Here is an 18,796-nt window from a genome sequence, read left to right as displayed (position 1 = left end):
TCTCCGAATTCACCACGCAGGAATTTAGCAATGAGCTCACCAAACATTCCCTTGTTGCTACGGGGGAAATGTACAAACCTGGTTTTTTCATTTTTCGACTCCAGGTATTGTGTCAGCAGTTCAATTTGCGTTGACTTACCTGCGCCGTCTAAACCTTCTACCGCTATAAATTTGCTGGTTTTATCCATGATGGCATGTTGTTAATCCAGAAGTTAAATAAAATCCTTCGTGAGTGGGAATGCGAAGCACTCCTTCTTTAAATAAAAAAGCCTGGTAAAATACCAGGCTTTGCTCCCCCTGCTGGACTTGAACCAGCGACCCTCTGATTAACAGTCAGATGCTCTAACCAACTGAGCTAAGGAGGAATAAGATGATAAGCCCATTCAACATGAAGGTGTCTTAACAGATATTTACCTTTTTTGCAAACATCGGCGGCAAAGCTAGTTAAATATTTGATTAAATGTACAGATCATATTGATTTTTATTGTGTGGCATACAAAGAGAAATAGCCGTACAGATAGATAAAGCCCCCTGTATCGCTGCTATGAAAATGGAGTAAAGGTGGACTTGATCAGCTTTCCCTCTGTGGAAAAGGGTTTGAAAGAGATCTGCACAAATGGGGAAAGACAATAAATAATACCTAGCCAAACATATTTAACATGATTATCTTCTGTTAATACGTTACAAATTTTAAATATCAGAAATAACATTAAATTAATTAATCGCCATATTGTGAAAACGCGCAGGTTTGCGCATCTACATAGGTGTTTATCTTTATGAATGATAATTCCGTTGTTTCTAAAATAGATTTATAATATGTACTTTCGGTTAAGCGTTCTACCCATTAGAGACGTCAGTTCAGATAGATCGTCCAGCAATCATCAGACACTGTTACTTATGCCCCGATGCCAACATTAAGAATAATTAATCCATGTTGTGTTCAAATGCTCAGAAAAACCATACTAAAACTATTTTAAACCTCCTGTTATGAATCGTTTATTGAACCTCATAAATGCCATACGATATGCCGGAGTGGACGAAACAGACCCTTTAAACAAAAAAAGGACCATCATTATTGTTAACACCCTTGCCCTGGTGATCACTTCCCTTTGTATTATTATTTCCATCTCACTCTGGATCACTGCACGGCAACCAATGATTTCAGGAGTAGGGCTGCTGCAGGGAGCCATCTATTTTGCTATCCCCGTTTTAAATCATTTTCACAGGCACAATGCAGCCACCTTTATCCTGTTTATTATACAATCGGCCAGCGCCATGTATTACGGGGCTATCCTGGGCGATGCCATCAATATAGAAGCATTGGCGGTATTTCTCTGCGGCGCTTCCTTCCTGATCATAAAATCTACTCCCTACCGCTGGGGCACTATTATCCTGGTACTGCTCATGACCTTTCTACTGAAAATAGTATGGCAAAACCAATTGCTCCCGCAGCTGCCGCTGAATGTTGTAAACCGTAAGCTGATCAACCTTTTTGCCACCGGCGCCGTACTGGCCATGAATGGCGCGGTACTGTACTTTTATGAACGGGCCATCAATAAAAACAACAGGGAGCTGGAAACCCGTGTAGACGAAAGGACCGGTATGCTGGCCAAAGCGAACAAGTATAAAACCATTTATCTCAACGGCATTTCACACGACTTCAGGAACCAGATCAATCCGTTGCATGGCATCCTGCGGGAACTGGTGTGGCAGATCGAAGAAAAGGGAGATCCTGAAAATATTTCTGTGCCTTCAGAACTGATCCATATCCTTTACTCTTCCTCCCGCAATATGATAGACATGACCACAGATGTGCTGGATATGTCTAAAATAGAAGCGGGTAAATTTGATAAGCCCAATTACACCGTTTTCACCCTGTACAACTGGCTTAACCTCCTGGTAGATTCCTACAAGCGGGCGGCGGTGCTGAAGGGTTTGCGGATTGAAACGGATTTCAGGCAGCCCGTTCCCGGCAGGATCCGGTCGGACAAAGCCCTGCTTACCCGTGCCGTAAGCAACCTGCTATCCAATGCTATTAAGCATACACCAAAGAACACTACCATCACGGTAAGAGCATCCGTGTCCGAAAACCGGCTGATCATTGACGTGGCAGACCAGGGACCCGGAATCTCCATCGAAAACCAGGAACACATTTTTGATGCTTTCATCTCTACCTCGCGGGTAGGAGAGGGCACCGGCCTGGGGCTGTCGATGGCCAAAACATTTATAGAAGAGCTACAGGGCACCCTCACCATTAACAGCACGCCGGGGCGGGGCAGCACCTTTACCATCAATATTCCGCTGGAAGAAACCACCGAAGCCGCCAGCGCGGAAGATAATCCCGCTGCGCTCACCTTTGAACAGTTTTCCGGTGCAAACGTATTGCTGATAGAAGATGATTATGCCAACAAGCGGTTAACAGAGCTGCAGCTTCAACGGGTAGGCTGCAACTGTTATCATGCTGAAACCGCGCAGCAGGGCCTTGAAACAGCCAGGGAGATCCTGCCGGATCTTATCCTGCTGGATTACTCATTACCGGATAAAACAGGTTTTGAATTTATAGAGATGATACGGAACGATATCACACTGCTATACACGCCTATCATCCTGGTGTCTGGTGAAATGGATCCTGAAATTATTGAAAGAGCCAGGGAGATGGCGAACGGGTTTGTGCCTAAACCGGTAAAAGCAGATCTGCTTTACCAGCAAATCAGCCGGTACCTGTCGAAGCGCATTCCCGTATAGGAGTGCCTGTTAGTCTTTCAGAAAAATAAATTTTATTGTATCTTATCCTGCGATCACCCTCAAAAAAAATTTTATGAAATCCATTACCATCCCTGCCCTCTATTGCCCTTTTGAGTCGAAAATCAACAAACACCTTGCGTCTACCGAACAGCATACCAACAACTGGATCCGCCAGTTCAAACTACATGAAGGCGCTGATTTCGAGAAATTCCTCGGCGACAATTTCGCTTACATGACCGCCCGCTTTTACCCGGAAGCATCCGAAAAAAATTTGTGGCTGGCCAATGATATCAACAGCCTGCTTTTTGTAATGGACGATGCCATGGATAACCAGGTAGACAGGGCCGATATGATTAAAACAAAGAATAACCTGCTGGAGTTTATCGATAAATGCAATGCCATCCTGCATCATCCCGGAACCTATGCGGGGTCGCCTACCGGCGTATTCGCCGCTTTTCATGATGTATGGATACGGCTTATGGCCATCAGTACCCCCGAATGGCAGCAGCATTTTATTCAAAGCCTGCAGATGATGTTCCAGGCCGCCGTATGGGAGTTTGATAACGTATCTACCGGTAAAATCCCTACTGTATCGGAATTTTATAATACCCGTCAGTTCCTTGGCGCCGCGCATATTTCCACTGATATGATCTCCGTTATTGAAGAAGTGAATATCAGCCAGGAACTGCTGGACCACCCTACCGTACATGAACTGACTGTGCTTGCCCGCAATGCTGTTTGCTGGGCAAACGACCTGTTCTCTCTCACCAAAGAGCTGGAACACGGCGATAAGCACAATATGGTGATCATCGTAAAAGAAGAACGCCAAACTGATCTGCAAAGCGCTATCCGGGAAACCGTGATGATCCACGATAAAGACATTCACCGCTTTGTAACGCTGGCCAATGAACTCCCCGGTGTGGACCCTGATAACGCCGACCTCCGGAAATATATCCGGATACTCAGCGCCATCCTGATCGGTAATATCGACTGGAGCTCGGCGGAAACCAAGCGGTATAACTTTGAATTCGTCAGGGCTTAACGGTATCAAAGAGGACTGGTAAACCTTTCAGGCTGTATACCAGGGAGCTTTTATCCAGTTGTAACTGTGACTTATCCTTCACCCGTATATTTTTCACTTTACTGAAAAGCACGGTAAAGGCTATACGTGTTTCTACCCGGGCCAATGGAGCGCCCAGGCAATAGTGAATGCCATGACCAAAATTCATCACCTGGGTGAGGTTGGGCCTGTTGAGATCAAAAACATCAGGGGCCGGGAATACATCATGATCGCGGTTGGCCGTGCTGATCCAGGTGTTTACCAGGTCGCCTTTCTTTATCTGCTGCCCGGATAATTCCACATCCCGGGTAGCTATTCGCGGGAAGCCGCGCACCGGCGACAATAGCCGCAGCGCCTCTGTTACTGCTTTAGGAATATCGCCCGGGTTAGCAGCAAGGTGTTGCTGTATTTCCGGGAACTCGGTAAATACGAATAACGCATTGGCCAGCGAGCTTTTGGTAGTTTCATAACCTCCCAAAAAGATAGCTACGCACATAGCTATGATATCCAGGTGTTCCAGTCTTTGCCCGTCTGCTTCCGCAGTAATGAGATGGCTGATGAGATCTGCCTGCGGGCGGGCTGTTCTTTCTTTTATCAGCTCCCCGAAGAACACGCTCATTTCCTGCATGCTTCTCCCGAATATTTCCATGCCTATTTCCCTTGGATCACCTGCTACTGCGGTGATCCAAACCCTTACCTGTTCATGATCGTGATCCGGCACTCCCAGGATCTTTGAAATCACCCGATGCGGGATCAATAATGCAAAGTCGTTTACAAAATCAATTTCACCACCTGCCAGCCACGGCGCCAACAACTCTTCACACTGTTGCGTTATCCAGCTTTCCGATTGCGCAATAATAGCCGGTGAAAACGCTTTGGTAGCCAGCGAGCGGAGCAGTTTATGCCGTGGAGGATCTGCCAGGTTAAGATTCCTGGTAAAAATATTATCATCCTGTTTTGGCATGTACTCGGAAGAAAAAGTTTGGTGATCGCTTAAAACAGCTTCCACATCTTTATGCCGGGAGATCTGCCAGGCACCGGAAGCACCGAAGTAAGACATGAATTCCTTATCATAAACGGGTTCTCCCAGCAGGTTCCTGTGCCAGATGGTTAACTCTGATAATGAAGTTGACATGAGTAGGGATTTATGAATATTAAATTATAGGAATTATTCTGGATTCCAAAATAATCATGGATAACGGAACCGCACAACAGTGCGGGCCTAACGCAATTTCATGATAAGTTACTATATTCCTTTGCTAAAATTCCATAAGGAAATATTATATGAAATACTTAATATTGTCTTAATCCCTTTATTTTACTATTGCCAAACATATCAACCAAGTTATTCTGTCATTAAATCATGGGGTTAAGAAGTATAGACAATGAAGAAGAAATACTGGCGCAAATCGCCGGCGGTTGCCAGCATGCGTTTGCCAGGCTTTTTCACGGCTATGTAAACCAGGCCGGGCGCATTGTTTATACCATTACCGGTTCCAGGGAACAAACCGAGGAAATACTGCAGGATTTATTTGTGAAGCTGTGGAAAGACCGGGAAAAATTAATTTCGGTGAAACAATTCAATGCCTACTTTTTTATTCTCCTGCGCAATCATACCCTTAATTATCTTACCAATGTTGTAGCCGAAAGAAAGAAGCAGCAACAATATACCCTCCATGCGTTACGGGAAGAAGCCGGGGCCCATCCCGATAACCGCCTTGATATGCTGGATAAGGCAATTGACGCACTGCCCATGCAACAGAAAACGGTTTTCCTCCTACGGGCCCAGGGATACAGGAACCCGGAAATTGCCCACCGTATGAATTTGTCGACCGACTCCGTAAAGAAATACAACCAACTGGCTATCAGGTTTATTTCACGGTACGTAAAGGAAACAATCCTGTTATCACTCCTGGCTTTCCGTCTTTTTAAATAATTTTTTCATCTCCATATCTCCTTTTATACCCCTTTTACTGTCTTATATACAGGAACAGACTTTAAGCCGCTATTATGCAGGAAGACCGGTTAATATATTTATACCATAAAGCCATAAATAACAGCATCTCCGAAAAAGAGAGAGAAGAGTTATTTGTTTTACTGGCGGATCCTGCAGCGAAGCAGCTTTATAACAGCCTGTTTGAATGGGGCGCAACACAAACGGAAGGGAAGGAAGATGTATTTACCGCTCCCCAGGCAGATGCCCTGCTGGAGCGTGTTAATAAGATCAATCAGCCGCATTCCGGCAGTGTATTTAAGCTAAAAGCCACATTGGCCTGGTTGGCAGCCGCCTGCGTAACATTGTTATTAGGGCTGGCAGCGTATCATTTATTTACCCGGCCGGCACCGGCAAGGCCAGCCAGGGCAATTGCGCAGGCAACAACACAACCGGCAGCAAAAGCACATGTAATGCTTACCCTGTCTGACGGCCGGCAGGTAGCACTCGACAGTGCAGCAACAGAACAGGTTATTGAACAAAAAGGCACCCAGGCAGTGAACAGTGGAAAAGGTGCGCTTACCTATACCACACCCGAAAACCATGCAGCAATTACAGAAGTAGTATTTAACACCCTTACCACACCACGGGGAAAGTATTATAAAATTGTGCTCCCCGATGGCACCAGGGTTTCTTTAAACGCCGCTTCCTCCCTTCGTTATCCTACCGCTTTCAGCGATGGCCAGCGAAAGGTGGAGCTAACCGGTGAAGCCTATTTTGATGTAGCCACAGATGCCGGCCGCCCATTCACAGTGGTAACCGGGAAACAAACCATTTCAGTGCTGGGCACGGCCTTTAACGTAAAGGCCTATACGGATGAACCGTATACCAAAACAACCCTGGTAGAAGGCCGTATAAAGATAGATCTTCGGAATGGCACGGCAGCAAAGGTGCTTAGCCCGGGTGAGCAGGCCACACTGGAAAACAACCAATTGAAAGTCAGTAAAACTGATACCAGAGAAGATATTTCCTGGATGTCGGACATGTTCTACTTTTCAGACACAGACCTGCATACCGTTGCCCACCAACTGCAACGCTGGTATGATATTGAAGTGGATTATTCATCCCTTCCCCATGCAAGATTATATGGGCAGCTGCCCCGCAGCACACCACTGCCACAGCTGTTGAATGCTATAGAGAAAACAAGTGATATAAAACTAAAAATGAGCAATAACCGGGTATTAACCGCGCATTAATAACCGATTTTTTATCAACCAACTGTCAATCCTTTAAAATCACATTTATGGAAATTAAACGTGGCCACTTTGTGGGCCATTGGAAGCGTTATGCCTGCAGCCTGATGCTTGCTGCCTTCTGCTCGCTGGCAACGGCCGCTCCTGTGTACTCACAACAGGTAAACCTGAAAGTTACCGATGCAGGGCTTGAACAAGTGCTCGCTTCCATCAGGGCCCAAACGAATTACGCTTTTGTTTTTGATGCCCGGTTCGCTAAAAACGCATTGCCGGTGACCGTTAATATTAAAGAAGCCCCGTTGCAGAAAGCACTGGAAGAAGTATTTAAAGATCAGCCTTTCACATTTGAGATAAGCGATAAAATTGTGACGGTGACGGCGGCCCATCCGGCGCCGGTGCAGGCAGCTGTGGTATCGTTGTCGGGAAGAATCCTCAGCCCGGATAACCAGCCCATCATTGGCGCTACTATTATGATACAGGGCTCAAAACGCGGCGCCAATGCAGATGAGAACGGCCGCTTTACCATTAACGGCGTTCCTGAAGATGCGACCATCGTTATTACTTCCATCGGCTTCAACAGTTTAACGCTGCGTTTGAACAACGGCGTATTAACTACGGCCGGCAAAGAGTTTAAAGGTCAGCTGGTAAGGAGCACCTTACAAAACCTCCTGATCACCCTGCAACCATCCTCCTCACAACTGCAGGAGGTGAATGTAACCGTTGGATACGGTACCCAGAAAAGAAGGGAAACCACCGCGGCTATTTCCACCATCAAAGGATCACAACTGCAAAATAAACCCTCCGGCTCTATTGAAGGGCTGCTGCAGGGTTTGGCGCCGGGACTGGTGGTGCAGAACAACTCCGGTATGCCCGGGGGCAGGAGCATGGTGCAGATCAGGGGGCTGGCGTCCTTTTCCAACTCCGCCAACTCCGGCGTGGTAAGTACGCCCCTGTTCATTATTGATGGCGTGCCACTGGAACAGGATGTATTCAACCCATCCGATCCACGCCAGGCCATTACCAGCGTGCTGGCAGGTTTCAGCCCTTTTGACCTGGAGTCTGTTGACGTATTGAAAGATGCATCCGCCACCGCCATTTACGGATCAAGAGGCGCCAACGGCGTTATCATTATCAATACCAAACGCGGAAAGATCGGTAAGCCTATTGTATCCTTAAACACACAATATGGTTTGAGCTACTATCCCTCCCTTCGTAAAACATTGGGTGGAAAAGCAGAGCGCGACTTTAAAATCGCATTGTACAATCAATACAAATCATCCAAAGTAGGTGGCGGTTTTACCGATATGCCCATTGAATTAACGGATAGCCTGAATAGCTTTTATAACAACTCCACCGACTGGCAAAAGCTTTACTTCCGTGATGCAGATCTGAAAAACATTAACCTCGGTATCAGTGGGGCTACTGAAAACGCCAGCTACCGCCTGGGTGTGGACTATTACAAAGAAAAAGGTATTGTGCTCGGATCCGGCTTCTCCCGTTTTTCATTAACATACAACGGTATATTCAAGCCATCTTCCAAATTAACTATTACCGGCAGAGCCAATCTTAGCCAGACAGATGCGAGCCAGAAAAGAGGAGATACCTACAACGCCGCCGTGGTAGGAAATAACTTTTCGTCGTCCTTTCGTCCAGGTCCCAACAGCGGATTTTTTGACGCCTTTCTTGAATCCTATAACAAAGGCGTAAACATTGATCTTACCAGGAGAGCACTGGCACAGCTTGAGGTGAGCTACGATATATTCAAGTTCCTCAACCTTACTTCCAGGGCATCGGGCAACTATGAATTTTACCGTACGCGCACCTTTGAGCCTTCTGCCACCCGGACCGACCTGAAGGCGGCGGCCTCTTATTATTCACAGGAAAAGGTAAACCTGCTGAGTGAAACATTTCTACGCTTATACCATACCTTTCAATCAAAACATTCCTTTGATCTCGTAGTGGGTAATACCATCAACACCAGTGAAAACAACAACATCTATGGCGCTGCCACCGGCGGTCCCAGCGATGCGCAACAGGTGATACTCGGTTACCCGCAGGCCAACCTTAAACTGGAAACGCATAACCTGCAGTATGGATTATTGTCGTACTACTCCCGGCTGTCTTACAACTTCAATAAAAAATACCTGATCCAGGGCGTGATCCGGGCCGATGGTTCTTCCAAATTCGGTAAAGACAATCAATGGGGATACTTCCCTTCTGCATCAGCAGGATGGGTATTTACAGAAGAAAAATTTATTCGCAACAATATAGGCCGCTGGTTAAACTTCGGAAAGATCAGGGCCAGCATGGGAAAATCCGGTACGCAGTATGAAGATAACTACCTGGCTGTAGGCGCTTATCTTACCAAAAGCGGCGATAACTCCACCTATAATGGCATTCCATTGTTATCCCCCAACTATGCAGGCGGCAATGGTATTACCCTGCCTAATCTCACCTGGCAAACCACCAAGGACCATGGCGTAGGGCTGGATCTCGAATTCCTGAACAGTCGCATCACCATGGTACTGGACTACTACGATAAAAAAACAGACGGCTTCCTGTTCCCCGATGCGCTGAACGGCACCAGCGGATACGCCTCCAGGTACATCAACAGCGGTGCGGTACGCAACTATGGCTATGAAGCAGCTATTACCGGTTATGTTACCAAGCCTGGTAAAAACTTCCAGTACTCCGTGACCTTCATTGGCGCTATCAACAAAAATGAACTGACCAAGCTACCTGATTTCGGCAGAAGCGTATCGCGAAGCAACTATGCCGTAGGCCAGCCTTACCTGCAGATTGGCCGTCCCCTGAACGGGTTCTATCTCATGAAATACCTCGGCGTATATCCCGATGATGCATCTGTTCCGGTTAATAAATACACCGGTAAAAGACTTTACCCGAACGTTAGCGGTTTCACCTCGCAGGATCCCTATCGCGCAGGCGATATCCGGATACTGGATGTAAATGGCGATGGAAGGATAGGTGTGCTGGATAACTCAGACAGGGTATATTGCGGAGATCCCAATCCGAAATTTACGGGAAGCTTCTCCCACAGCTTCAGCTACCGGTTTAAAAACAACGCCAACCTGCAGCTGGATGTATTCTTCAATTACTCTGTAGGCAACAAGGTATTCAATAAAGTAAAGGCCGACCGTATCCGCGGTGTAAGCTGGACCGCCAGCGAAAACGTGAACTATCCCGGCGGACAAAGGAACCTGCTGGATGTTTCCGACCTCGATTTCTGGACACCTGAACATACCAATGCCAAATATCCTGTGCTGAACCCCTGGAGATATTATGGTTTGTCGAGCTACGACTTCATAGGCAACTATGAAATCAATACCGACATGTTCCTGGAAGACGGCAGCTTTATCCGCCTGAACAATGTGAACCTTAGCTACGACTTTTCCACCGCTCTGCTGAACAGGATCAATATCAGGCGGCTGAGGGTATACGGCGGCATGAGCAATGTGTTCATCCTTACAAAGTATAGCGGCGTAGACCCTGAAAACGTAGACCCATATGGATATGACCTGGGTAATGGTTATCCCATTCCATACAAATTCAACTGCGGTTTTAACTTTGAATTCTAAACAATATGAAAATAATAACTACCCGGAATAACAAACTTGTATGCGTGTTGCTTGCCTCCCTCGCATTATTATTTTCCTGTAAAAAAATACTTGACCCGGAAATCATAGAGCTTCCCACTGCTGAAAATGCCATCACTTCCGCTTCGGATGTTGAAAAAGGTATTGCCAGCGCCTATTCGCTGCTGCGAACTGTAGTGCCAGACAAGGTTTTTCTTATGGGTGATATGAGGGCAGATGTATTTTCCAGTTACTCCCAGAGTTCAAATGTGCGTGTAGAAACCAATATTGCTACCAATACGGCATCTGCATTATTCAATAATGGCGGCGGCAACTGGAACCAGTTCTATACCGCTGTTGCGCAATGTAACCTGTTACTGGAAAAAATCCCCACTATTACTTCTTATGATGAAGCGCTGCGGAAAAGACATATAGGTGAAGCAAGTTTCATACGAGCGCTCACTTATTTTTACCTGGCCCGTTTCTGGGGAGATGTACCGTTGAACCTGAAAAGCGTTAACACCGATAACCTATCCAGAACGCCACAGGAAGAAGTATTTAACCAGATCAAAGCAGACCTGGATGTAGCCATTGCCAACCTGGAACTGGATTATGGCGCCGGCGACAGGGCTGTAAGAGCCACCAAAGGCGCCGCCTGGGCCATTAAGGCGCATGTGCTGGGATGGTTACAGGATTTTGCCGGTTGCGAGAAATTATGCGACAGCGTAATTACGAAAGGACCTTACAGCCTGGTTACAGACACCTCTAACCTGCTCAGCATTTTCATAGGTAAATCGCAGGAAGGCATCTTTGAATTTAATTTCGACGCCAATTTAAGAGAAGTACAAAAGAACCGCGTATATAACCGTACACTGGGAAGGCCGTGGTATAAAGATCAATCTGATGGAGGAGGAGGAAGCGACCGTTACCTGTTATGCCCTACCCGGCAGCAGATCAATACCATGTTCACTCCTGGCGCACGCGATGCACGGCTGTTCACCTGGTTTATCCGCGAAACTTATCTCCAGGGGGTGAATGAAGACAGGATCTTTTTTGGCAAGTACAGAACCTTGCAGTTAAAAGGAGATACATCTTCACAAAATATCAACGAGTCAAATATTATTGTTACCCGCCTGGCCGATATTATGCTGTTACGTGCAGAAGCCCTGGCTACGCCTGCTGTTGGCAGAACCGCAGAAGCAATAGTGCTCCTCAACAAAGTGAGGGAACGCGCATATGCCACGCCATACACCGGGGGCGGCAACCTGCAGGACACCATTCTGTTGGAACGTAAAAAAGAACTGATCGGCGAAGGCCAGTATTTCTTTGACCTGGTAAGAACAAGAAAGCTGGATAAAGATTCTAAAATAACAGATGGCGACTGGTTCAAAAAAGGAGCCTGGTTGTTACCTATTGACCAGGGTATCATCGCCAAAAGCAATTTCGCGATTACACAAAACGAATTCTGGAAATAATTACTCCGTTTCTTGAAAAGATATAGTATGAACAAACTTATTTCACTGAAAACAGCAATACTTCTTGCAGCAGGCGCTTTGCTGGTACTGGCGTCGTGCAGGAAAAATGATTACTATGTAGATGGTGGTCTTTCACGGCAATCTGAAGAAGAAAAGAAAATGCCGGTGTATGATTTCCTGAAAAGCAGGTCGAATCACATGTTTGATTCCCTGGTAAAAATCATAGATCTCACCGATGCAAAATCGGTGGTGAACCAGGCCAATATCACCTTCTTCGCAGCGCCCAACAATGCGGTAATGAGGCTACAGATGAACTTTAACCCTGACGACAGACAGGCATTGAGGCCGCTGGACGCTATCGGGAAAGATACCCTGCTGAAATTACTTGGCAGGTTCATTATTCCCAATGCGCAGATAACACTCGAACAGGCCCTGAAGGATAAACAGAAATATTACAAGGCGCTTAACGGCGACAGCCTTTTCATTTACGGAAGAGGAGGCGGGGTAAGCCCGGGTAGCTCTTTACAAACATCCGCGTTCTACCTGGAATATGAGCATGTGAAAATACCTGGTGTAGATTCCATCAAATATACCGGCAGCATCCAGACGCATAATATGATTACCGGCAACGCCGTGGTACATGTATTAACCTACGGATCCAGCTTTGCCGCCGGATTGAAACAGAAATATTTCAGATAATCTCAATCATCTTTTATCATGAAAATATCAGCAAAAATAAAATGCTTAATATGGCTGGCCCTTACCGGGTTTGCCATGTCGTGCAGCAAGGATAAAAACGACGGCTTCCTGAGCCCGGCGCTCAAGTATACCAATCCTTCCATTAAAGTGGCCGTAGGCGCCTCCCTTATACAATCCGGCGCTATGGTAACAGACGAGTCTACCAAGCCGCTGGAATTCACGATTGAGGGCATTTATACCGCGGATGGCAAGCTGGCTCAATCTGTAATGAACTACAAGGTAGATACCTATTTCTGGCAGGCAGAATACACCGGGAAAGAAAAAACAGTGCAGGAGCTGGATAGTAAAAGACAAAAAGTAAACCGTCCTGCAATAGACATCAACCCGGAGAACGGGAATATCCTGATATACCCTGAAGCCACCGATACCTTGTTACTTACCAAAGGGAAATATACTATAGATGTAAAAGTGAAAAACAGCTCTGGTGAGAAGATCATTAAGGCAGCGCTAACAGTAGATATCAGCTATGCCTTGCCCTATACTTACCGCTTCTCCGGTATTGACGGTAATCTTACCGGTATTGATGTAACATTCGACCGGCAATCGAACACCGGCAATAAAATACTGGTATATGTATTAAAGAAAGATGGAACGCCGGTAGATCCGAAATTACTGTTTGGATACGATTACTCCTCTACGCCGGGCGTAACGGACTTAAAGGACTGGCATAACCTGGGCCTGAATAATCCGACCAAATACACCGAGTTCCCGGATCACCTGGAACTGGAGATAGCCGGGTTCCCGCTGCCTTTTGTGGCAGGGCAGGTTTTGAGAATTGATATGTATAACAATGGCGAAATCAATGGTAGTTATTTCAACTACTGGTTTGATATGTCTATTCTCAAAGAAGGCATCTGGAAAGTTACTATTAAGCTGAAGTATAATAATTAACACTTTTATCAGGGGCTGTTTCGATGATGAAACAGCCCCTGATAAAAGATCCATCATCGAAATGAACCTGGAAGAAAAGTAAACTCCCTGTTTTCTTTGTTAACCGCGGCGTTACACCAGATGCAATAATGCATTCCCTCCGAAAACTGAAATTCCCATTTTATTAAAGATATTATTGTAAAGAGCAAAGCACTGGTTGCCGGAATAGCCGATGATCGTAAATGAATAACGGGACCTCAACTTATCTCTACCGGAAACAGCTGTCGCTCTACCGACTATTTTTTCTATTTTAAGCAGATGGAAATATTTCGGCAGACAGTACTTATGGCTCTTATGCTGCTGGTAATGCATCCGCTTAGCTCCAGCGGCCAGCAGTTTCCGCAGGCAGAACAGTTAACCACCGCATTAACAGAAGCGGCAACAGTTATTCCCGCCGGGAATATTTATTTGCAAACAGACCGTGGAGTATATGAGCCTGGCGAAGATCTCTGGTTCAATGCCCGCCTGCTGAACGCGCAGCATTTCGTATGGTATACATTCGATCAGACATTGTATGTGAAGTTAACCAAAGCCGGGAGCGACAGCACAATATGGCAGCAGCTTTACCCTGTTAGCAACGGCGTTTCCAGCGGTCACATTTACCTGGATGGTCATCTTACAGAAGGAGATTACTGGCTGAAAGCCTATTCTGCACATACCTTCACCGCAGGCCCTGGGCCGTTTTATGCATTGCGCAAAGTACGCATCATCAAAGATTCCTATTCGCTGCGCCGTGTGGCTGGCAGCATATCACTCCAGCCGGAAACAAATGAGCCTGTAAAGCTGGAAGTATTTCCGGAGGGAGGGACCTTCGTTACCGGGTTAAAAAGCCACATCGCATTTAAGGCAACAACCAGCAACGACGCACCGGTACATGTAGCTGGCGTATTGCTTAAAGATGGAAAACCATTACAACGCATTGAAACTACTCACCTGGGAATGGGAAGCTTTGATCTTATTCCCCAACAAAATGCCACATACACTATACAGGTAGCAGATAGCTTTATTGCCCTTCCTAAACCTGCAGACACAGGAATAACAATGCATGTACAGCCGGCAGGCGCCGACAGCATCTCTCTTAACATTACCGCCAGCCCAGGCATGGCCGCGCAGAGGATTTATATCAGTAGCCAGGTGCGTGGCCTCATGCAGGCAGCTGCCACCGCATTACTCAAGGACAGCCTGCTGGTAAAACTCCCGGTAGCACAGGGCCCCGGTGGCATTGCAGCCATTACGCTATTCGACCAGCAACTACAACCACTGGCAAAACGATTGGTGTTTGTGCTCCCGGATAAAAAATTAAACATCCGTCTTCAACTTCCCGGACAACATTACCTCACCCGGAAAAAAGTTTCCCTTGTAATAAAAACAACCAACGAACAAGGAAACCCGGTTGCCACAAGGATTAGCCTAAGGATATTTTACAACGCTTATGATAATAATGACAGCAAATACATTGATGACCATTACCTGCTTACCAGTCAGCTGAAGGCCAGGATCGACGATCCCGGGTACTATTTTGATGAAAAAAATAAAGACCGGCTAACCGCATTGGACCTGGTATTGCTTACCCAGCAACGAAACAGCTACCTGTGGAGCGATCAGCGGCAACCCAATGCTGATACAAGACCTGTGATCACCGACAGCATTGCCGGTAATTTAAGTTTCCAGGGTAGGAGGAATAATTCTCCTCCATCTCCCAACCTGCTTTTTGTATTCAACGCAGAAGAAAAAAACAACACCTTGTTAAGCACAGACAGCGCCGGCCGTTTCTTCCTGGATCCCGCTATACTGGCGGCGGGAAACCGTCTTTATATCAAATATCCCGGACAAAGCAGGCAGCCGTTCACAATGAGTGTTGCCGATCCGTTTACCGCCATCGCTGCTGCAGAAAAAAATAAAACCTTTTATTATCCGCCATCACTTAAAAGGATACCCACCACGGATACGAATATTGTTTTCAGCCGGTTCAGTAAAACATTGGCCGGTGTAGAGATCTCCGCCAAAGGCGCCAGAACTGCCTGGCCCAAATACCTTGGTAAACTCGACAGTATTGCTAAACTGGAAGGCCCCGCAGACTATGTAGGTGCATGCGGGCTCTTAAATTGTCCCGCCTGCGGGGGAGGCACCAAACCCGTAGAAGGAAAGGAATACAGCGAGTATATCGGCAAGCGCAGGCAGGAGATTACATCGCATCCGTTTGCCTTTACCGGCGAAGAAATGCAAAAAGTAAAATATCATTATCCCACCTTTACAGAAGAACAATTATTAAAAAAATTCAATCTGGCGGTAGCGGGTGGCTATTACATTTCTCCACAGTTTAATGAATCAGGCGGCAGCCCGGATTTTAGAAAAACGCTTGCCTGGATGCCTGATATTGCGACAGATGAGAATGGCGAGGCAACAGTTAGCTTTTACTGTTCGGATGTTTATGGAAGATTTCAGGTGAGTGTAGAAGGGGTGAGTGAGCAGGGGCTGATTGGGAAGAGGGTGGAGTATGTGGAGGTGGAGAGAGGGGGAGAGGGGAGAACTAACTAGACAGAACGCTTCGGTTTTAATTCGGTTTTATCACGGGACCATAAAGAAACTAAAAAGCAAAGGATAATACGCTTTTCAATGAAATTTTTGAATTTATTTCTTTAATTTTACCTGAAAGCGAAGGATAATGCGTATTGAAGTCGTTAATCTGGGAAAAAAGATTCAACAGCGCCGGGAGTTGCTTGGACTACTACAGGCACAACTGGCAGCACTATCAGGTGTCAGTACCCGCACGATCCAGCTAGTCGAGCAAGGCAAAGGTAATCCATCATTACAAACGCTGATCAGGCTGATCGATCCTCTGGGATTACGTATTGACCTGTTATTAAAGCATCCTGTAAATACTGAACAATGAAAACAGTCCAGGTTTTTTATAATGACAAGTTAGCCGGATATCTTTCTAAAAACGGAAACAAGTACCGCTTTGTATATGACAGTCAATACCTGGCTGCAACTGATAGCCGCCCTATTAGCCTTACGTTGCCATTACGGGAAGTACCTTATGAAAGTGACATACTTTTTCCGGCTTTTGTTAACCTGCTAAGCGAAGGATCTAATAAAGCGATGCAGGTCCGGTCACTGAAAATTGACGAAAACGACTATTTCGGGCTTTTACTTGCCACCGCCAATGGTGATCATATTGGCCCATTAACCATAAAGGAAGATCATGCCTCTCCCAGAAATTAATGTTTGCCCTTCAACGCTGCGGCCGGGGTTCACTACATACAGCCCGTTGGCTGAGGCAAACCTGTTTGGAAGCCGCACCAGGAAGGTTTCACATATTTTGCCATTTGGGCCACCAGGCAAAAACGCAGCACTCACACGGGAATACAACGAAAAACGTAAACATATCAGCATTAGTGGGGTACAGGAAAAATACAGTTTACGTCAGAAAAAAAATATCCTGGAACTAACGGACATAGAAGGCACCCACATTCTGAAACCTATACCAAATGAGCGGTTGGAACGACTAGGAGATCTACCGGCAAACGAGCATTTAAGCATGCAGATTGCCAAACAAGTATTTGGTGTAAATACAGCAGAATGCGGTGTAATCTTTTTTGATGATGGATCTCCCGCCTATCTGACCAGGCGCTTCGATTATAAACCCGATGGCACAGGTAAATATCATTTAGAGGATTTTGCTACGCTAATGGGCAAATCACCCGAAAGAGAAGGAGTGAATTTCAAGTATAACGCTTCGTACCTCGATATTGCCAATTTAATCAAACAATATACAGTGGCCACCCCGGTAGTACTTATAGAATTTTTTCAGCTGTTGATCGTTAACTATCTTATTGCTAACGGAGACGCTCACCTTAAGAACTTTTCACTAATGGAAACAAGCCAGGGCGACTATATCCTTTCACCAGCCTACGATTTGTTATGCACCAAACTACATCTTGATGATAATCACCTGGGACTTCACAATGGTCTCTACGATGAAGATTATGATGAAGCAACCTATTATGATGTTGGCATGTATACCGGCGTATCCTTTATCGTTTTTGCTGAGAAAGCAGGTATTCCTGCACTTCTGGCCCGGCAAGTGGTTGACAAAATTATCAGCAAAACACCCGAAGCCATTAAGATGGTTCAGCATAGTTTTTTAAGTGAAGAAGCTAAGAATAAATATATTGAGATATTAGTTCAGCGGAAACGGCTGTTGGCGTATGATGCGGAGAGGGGGTTTAAAGAATTGTGATAGGATAAGTATATCTCTCTCATCATAAAATCAGGAGGAAAATCTTATAGTGATTTAAAATAAGAAGTGAAGATTAATAGTATTTGTGAAATACGCTAAATAATACAACCCTTGCTTAGCAGGGGTTGTATATTTCGTTTGGATTTGCTGCTGTTTCCTTTTGCTCGCTGGAGAAACAACTACCAAACCAATTCCTGTACGATTCATTAGAGCTAAATAAGATAATCGCAAAGAGTTTTATCACAGACATCTCCTGATTTAACCTTAGTCTTAATAACTCCAATGATCTATTTACATTTTACCGGTTTACACTGTGTCCTGCATTTGGGAGCAAGACATCTTTTTGGTTTTGTTGGCTTGGCGAGATACGATACATTGAACGTTTCAGCATAGAGCTTCTTTGTTTCTTCAAATGCATTAATCAAATTTTGTTCATCTTCCGGCCCATTCATTCCAAAATAAGGATAATGGTGCAATAAAAACCCAAATATTGCGTCACAATCTTTCGCATATTTCTCCGTATCGAGAATGTGCTGATGCCAAAAAAGATCAACATCTCTATGAGGCACAATGTCCTTTTCCGGATATTTCCTTTTCAGTGCCAGAAATCTTTTGTACTCAATTTCTGCAATTTCCGCTTGAGATGCAGACCAACCATATCCCTCATAAGGGGGCTCTTGCAACTTCAGTTTTACCATTGTAAAATCAAGTCCATTAATATCTTTCATAAACGGGGCCACTAATAGATTGGAAGAAATAATTGTTTCCATGTTAAATAGATTGTAGAGTTAATAAAACAACACTT

15 protein-coding genes and 1 tRNA gene are annotated in these 18,796 nt (G+C 45.6%); 12 read left to right on the top strand and 4 right to left on the bottom strand.

The window, feature by feature from the left end:
• The coding region (locus tag VIM72_RS13895; RefSeq protein WP_414648992.1) for a dTMP kinase at positions 1-188 on the bottom strand (188 nt) is incomplete at its 3' end.
• A gap of 103 nt (positions 189-291) precedes the next feature.
• Positions 292-365: transfer RNA gene (locus VIM72_RS13890), tRNA-Asn, on the bottom strand.
• A gap of 622 nt (positions 366-987) precedes the next feature.
• On the opposite strand from VIM72_RS13890, the gene VIM72_RS13885 reads away from it, so the two are divergent.
• Positions 988-2,745 carry a hybrid sensor histidine kinase/response regulator gene (locus VIM72_RS13885; RefSeq protein WP_332003421.1) on the top strand — a complete coding sequence of 586 codons (1,758 nt, stop codon included), beginning with the start codon at positions 988-990 and terminating at the stop codon, positions 2,743-2,745.
• Between the two features lie 73 nt (positions 2,746-2,818).
• Entirely contained in the window at positions 2,819-3,787 is a 969-nt protein-coding gene (locus tag VIM72_RS13880; protein ID WP_332003420.1) for a terpene synthase family protein, read from the top strand.
• On the opposite strand, the gene VIM72_RS13875 is transcribed toward VIM72_RS13880, so the two are convergent.
• Positions 3,777-4,940 carry a cytochrome P450 gene (locus VIM72_RS13875; RefSeq protein WP_332003419.1) on the bottom strand — a complete coding sequence of 388 codons (1,164 nt, stop codon included), beginning with the start codon at positions 4,938-4,940 and terminating at the stop codon, positions 3,777-3,779. The genes VIM72_RS13880 and VIM72_RS13875 overlap by 11 nt on opposite strands.
• A 228-nt stretch (positions 4,941-5,168) precedes the next feature.
• On the opposite strand from VIM72_RS13875, the gene VIM72_RS13870 reads away from it, so the two are divergent.
• The 10 genes from VIM72_RS13870 (at position 5,169) to VIM72_RS13825 (ending at position 17,991) form a co-directional block, all read left to right on the top strand.
• Positions 5,169-5,741 carry a sigma-70 family RNA polymerase sigma factor gene (locus VIM72_RS13870; protein ID WP_332003418.1) on the top strand — a complete coding sequence of 191 codons (573 nt, stop codon included), beginning with the start codon at positions 5,169-5,171 and terminating at the stop codon, positions 5,739-5,741.
• A gap of 74 nt (positions 5,742-5,815) precedes the next feature.
• Positions 5,816-6,994 (top strand): FecR family protein, encoded by a 1,179-nt coding sequence (locus tag VIM72_RS13865; RefSeq protein WP_332003417.1) that lies wholly within the window; start codon positions 5,816-5,818, stop codon positions 6,992-6,994.
• A gap of 47 nt (positions 6,995-7,041) precedes the next feature.
• Complete coding sequence (locus VIM72_RS13860) at positions 7,042-10,587, top strand: SusC/RagA family TonB-linked outer membrane protein (RefSeq protein WP_332003416.1); 3,546 nt, start codon at positions 7,042-7,044, stop codon at positions 10,585-10,587.
• A gap of 5 nt (positions 10,588-10,592) precedes the next feature.
• On the top strand, positions 10,593-12,059 hold the full coding sequence (locus tag VIM72_RS13855) for a RagB/SusD family nutrient uptake outer membrane protein (protein WP_332003415.1): 1,467 nt from the start codon (positions 10,593-10,595) through the stop codon (positions 12,057-12,059).
• A gap of 27 nt (positions 12,060-12,086) precedes the next feature.
• A complete protein-coding gene (locus tag VIM72_RS13850; protein WP_332003414.1) occupies positions 12,087-12,758 on the top strand; it encodes a hypothetical protein in 672 nt (223 codons plus the stop codon).
• An 18-nt stretch (positions 12,759-12,776) separates the two neighbouring features.
• Positions 12,777-13,709 carry a DUF5007 domain-containing protein gene (locus VIM72_RS13845; RefSeq protein WP_332003413.1) on the top strand — a complete coding sequence of 311 codons (933 nt, stop codon included), beginning with the start codon at positions 12,777-12,779 and terminating at the stop codon, positions 13,707-13,709.
• A 324-nt stretch (positions 13,710-14,033) separates the two neighbouring features.
• Positions 14,034-16,286, top strand: a complete 2,253-nt coding sequence (locus VIM72_RS13840; RefSeq protein ID WP_332003412.1) for a hypothetical protein — start codon at positions 14,034-14,036, stop codon at positions 16,284-16,286.
• Positions 16,287-16,413: 127 nt separating this feature from the next.
• Positions 16,414-16,641 (top strand): helix-turn-helix domain-containing protein, encoded by a 228-nt coding sequence (locus VIM72_RS13835; RefSeq protein ID WP_332003411.1) that lies wholly within the window; start codon positions 16,414-16,416, stop codon positions 16,639-16,641.
• Complete coding sequence (locus VIM72_RS13830) at positions 16,638-16,973, top strand: HipA N-terminal domain-containing protein (RefSeq protein ID WP_332003410.1); 336 nt, start codon at positions 16,638-16,640, stop codon at positions 16,971-16,973. Before VIM72_RS13835 ends, VIM72_RS13830 begins: the two co-directional genes overlap by 4 nt.
• The gene (locus VIM72_RS13825; RefSeq protein WP_332003409.1) at positions 16,954-17,991 is read left to right on the top strand and encodes a HipA domain-containing protein; all 1,038 of its coding nucleotides are present in this window, start codon (positions 16,954-16,956) and stop codon (positions 17,989-17,991) included. Before VIM72_RS13830 ends, VIM72_RS13825 begins: the two co-directional genes overlap by 20 nt.
• A gap of 287 nt (positions 17,992-18,278) precedes the next feature.
• Here VIM72_RS13825 and VIM72_RS13820 read toward each other — a convergent pair whose 3' ends face one another.
• The gene (locus VIM72_RS13820) at positions 18,279-18,761 is read right to left on the bottom strand and encodes a glycine-rich domain-containing protein (protein WP_332003408.1); all 483 of its coding nucleotides are present in this window, start codon (positions 18,759-18,761) and stop codon (positions 18,279-18,281) included.
• Positions 18,762-18,796 lie beyond the last annotated feature (35 nt).

The sequence above is a fragment of the Chitinophaga sp. genome (assembly GCF_036569185.1).
Taxonomy (GTDB): Bacteria; Bacteroidota; Bacteroidia; order Chitinophagales; family Chitinophagaceae; genus Chitinophaga.
Note: the sequence above shows the minus strand (reverse complement) of the source record. Positions and strands in the feature narration are given on the sequence as shown.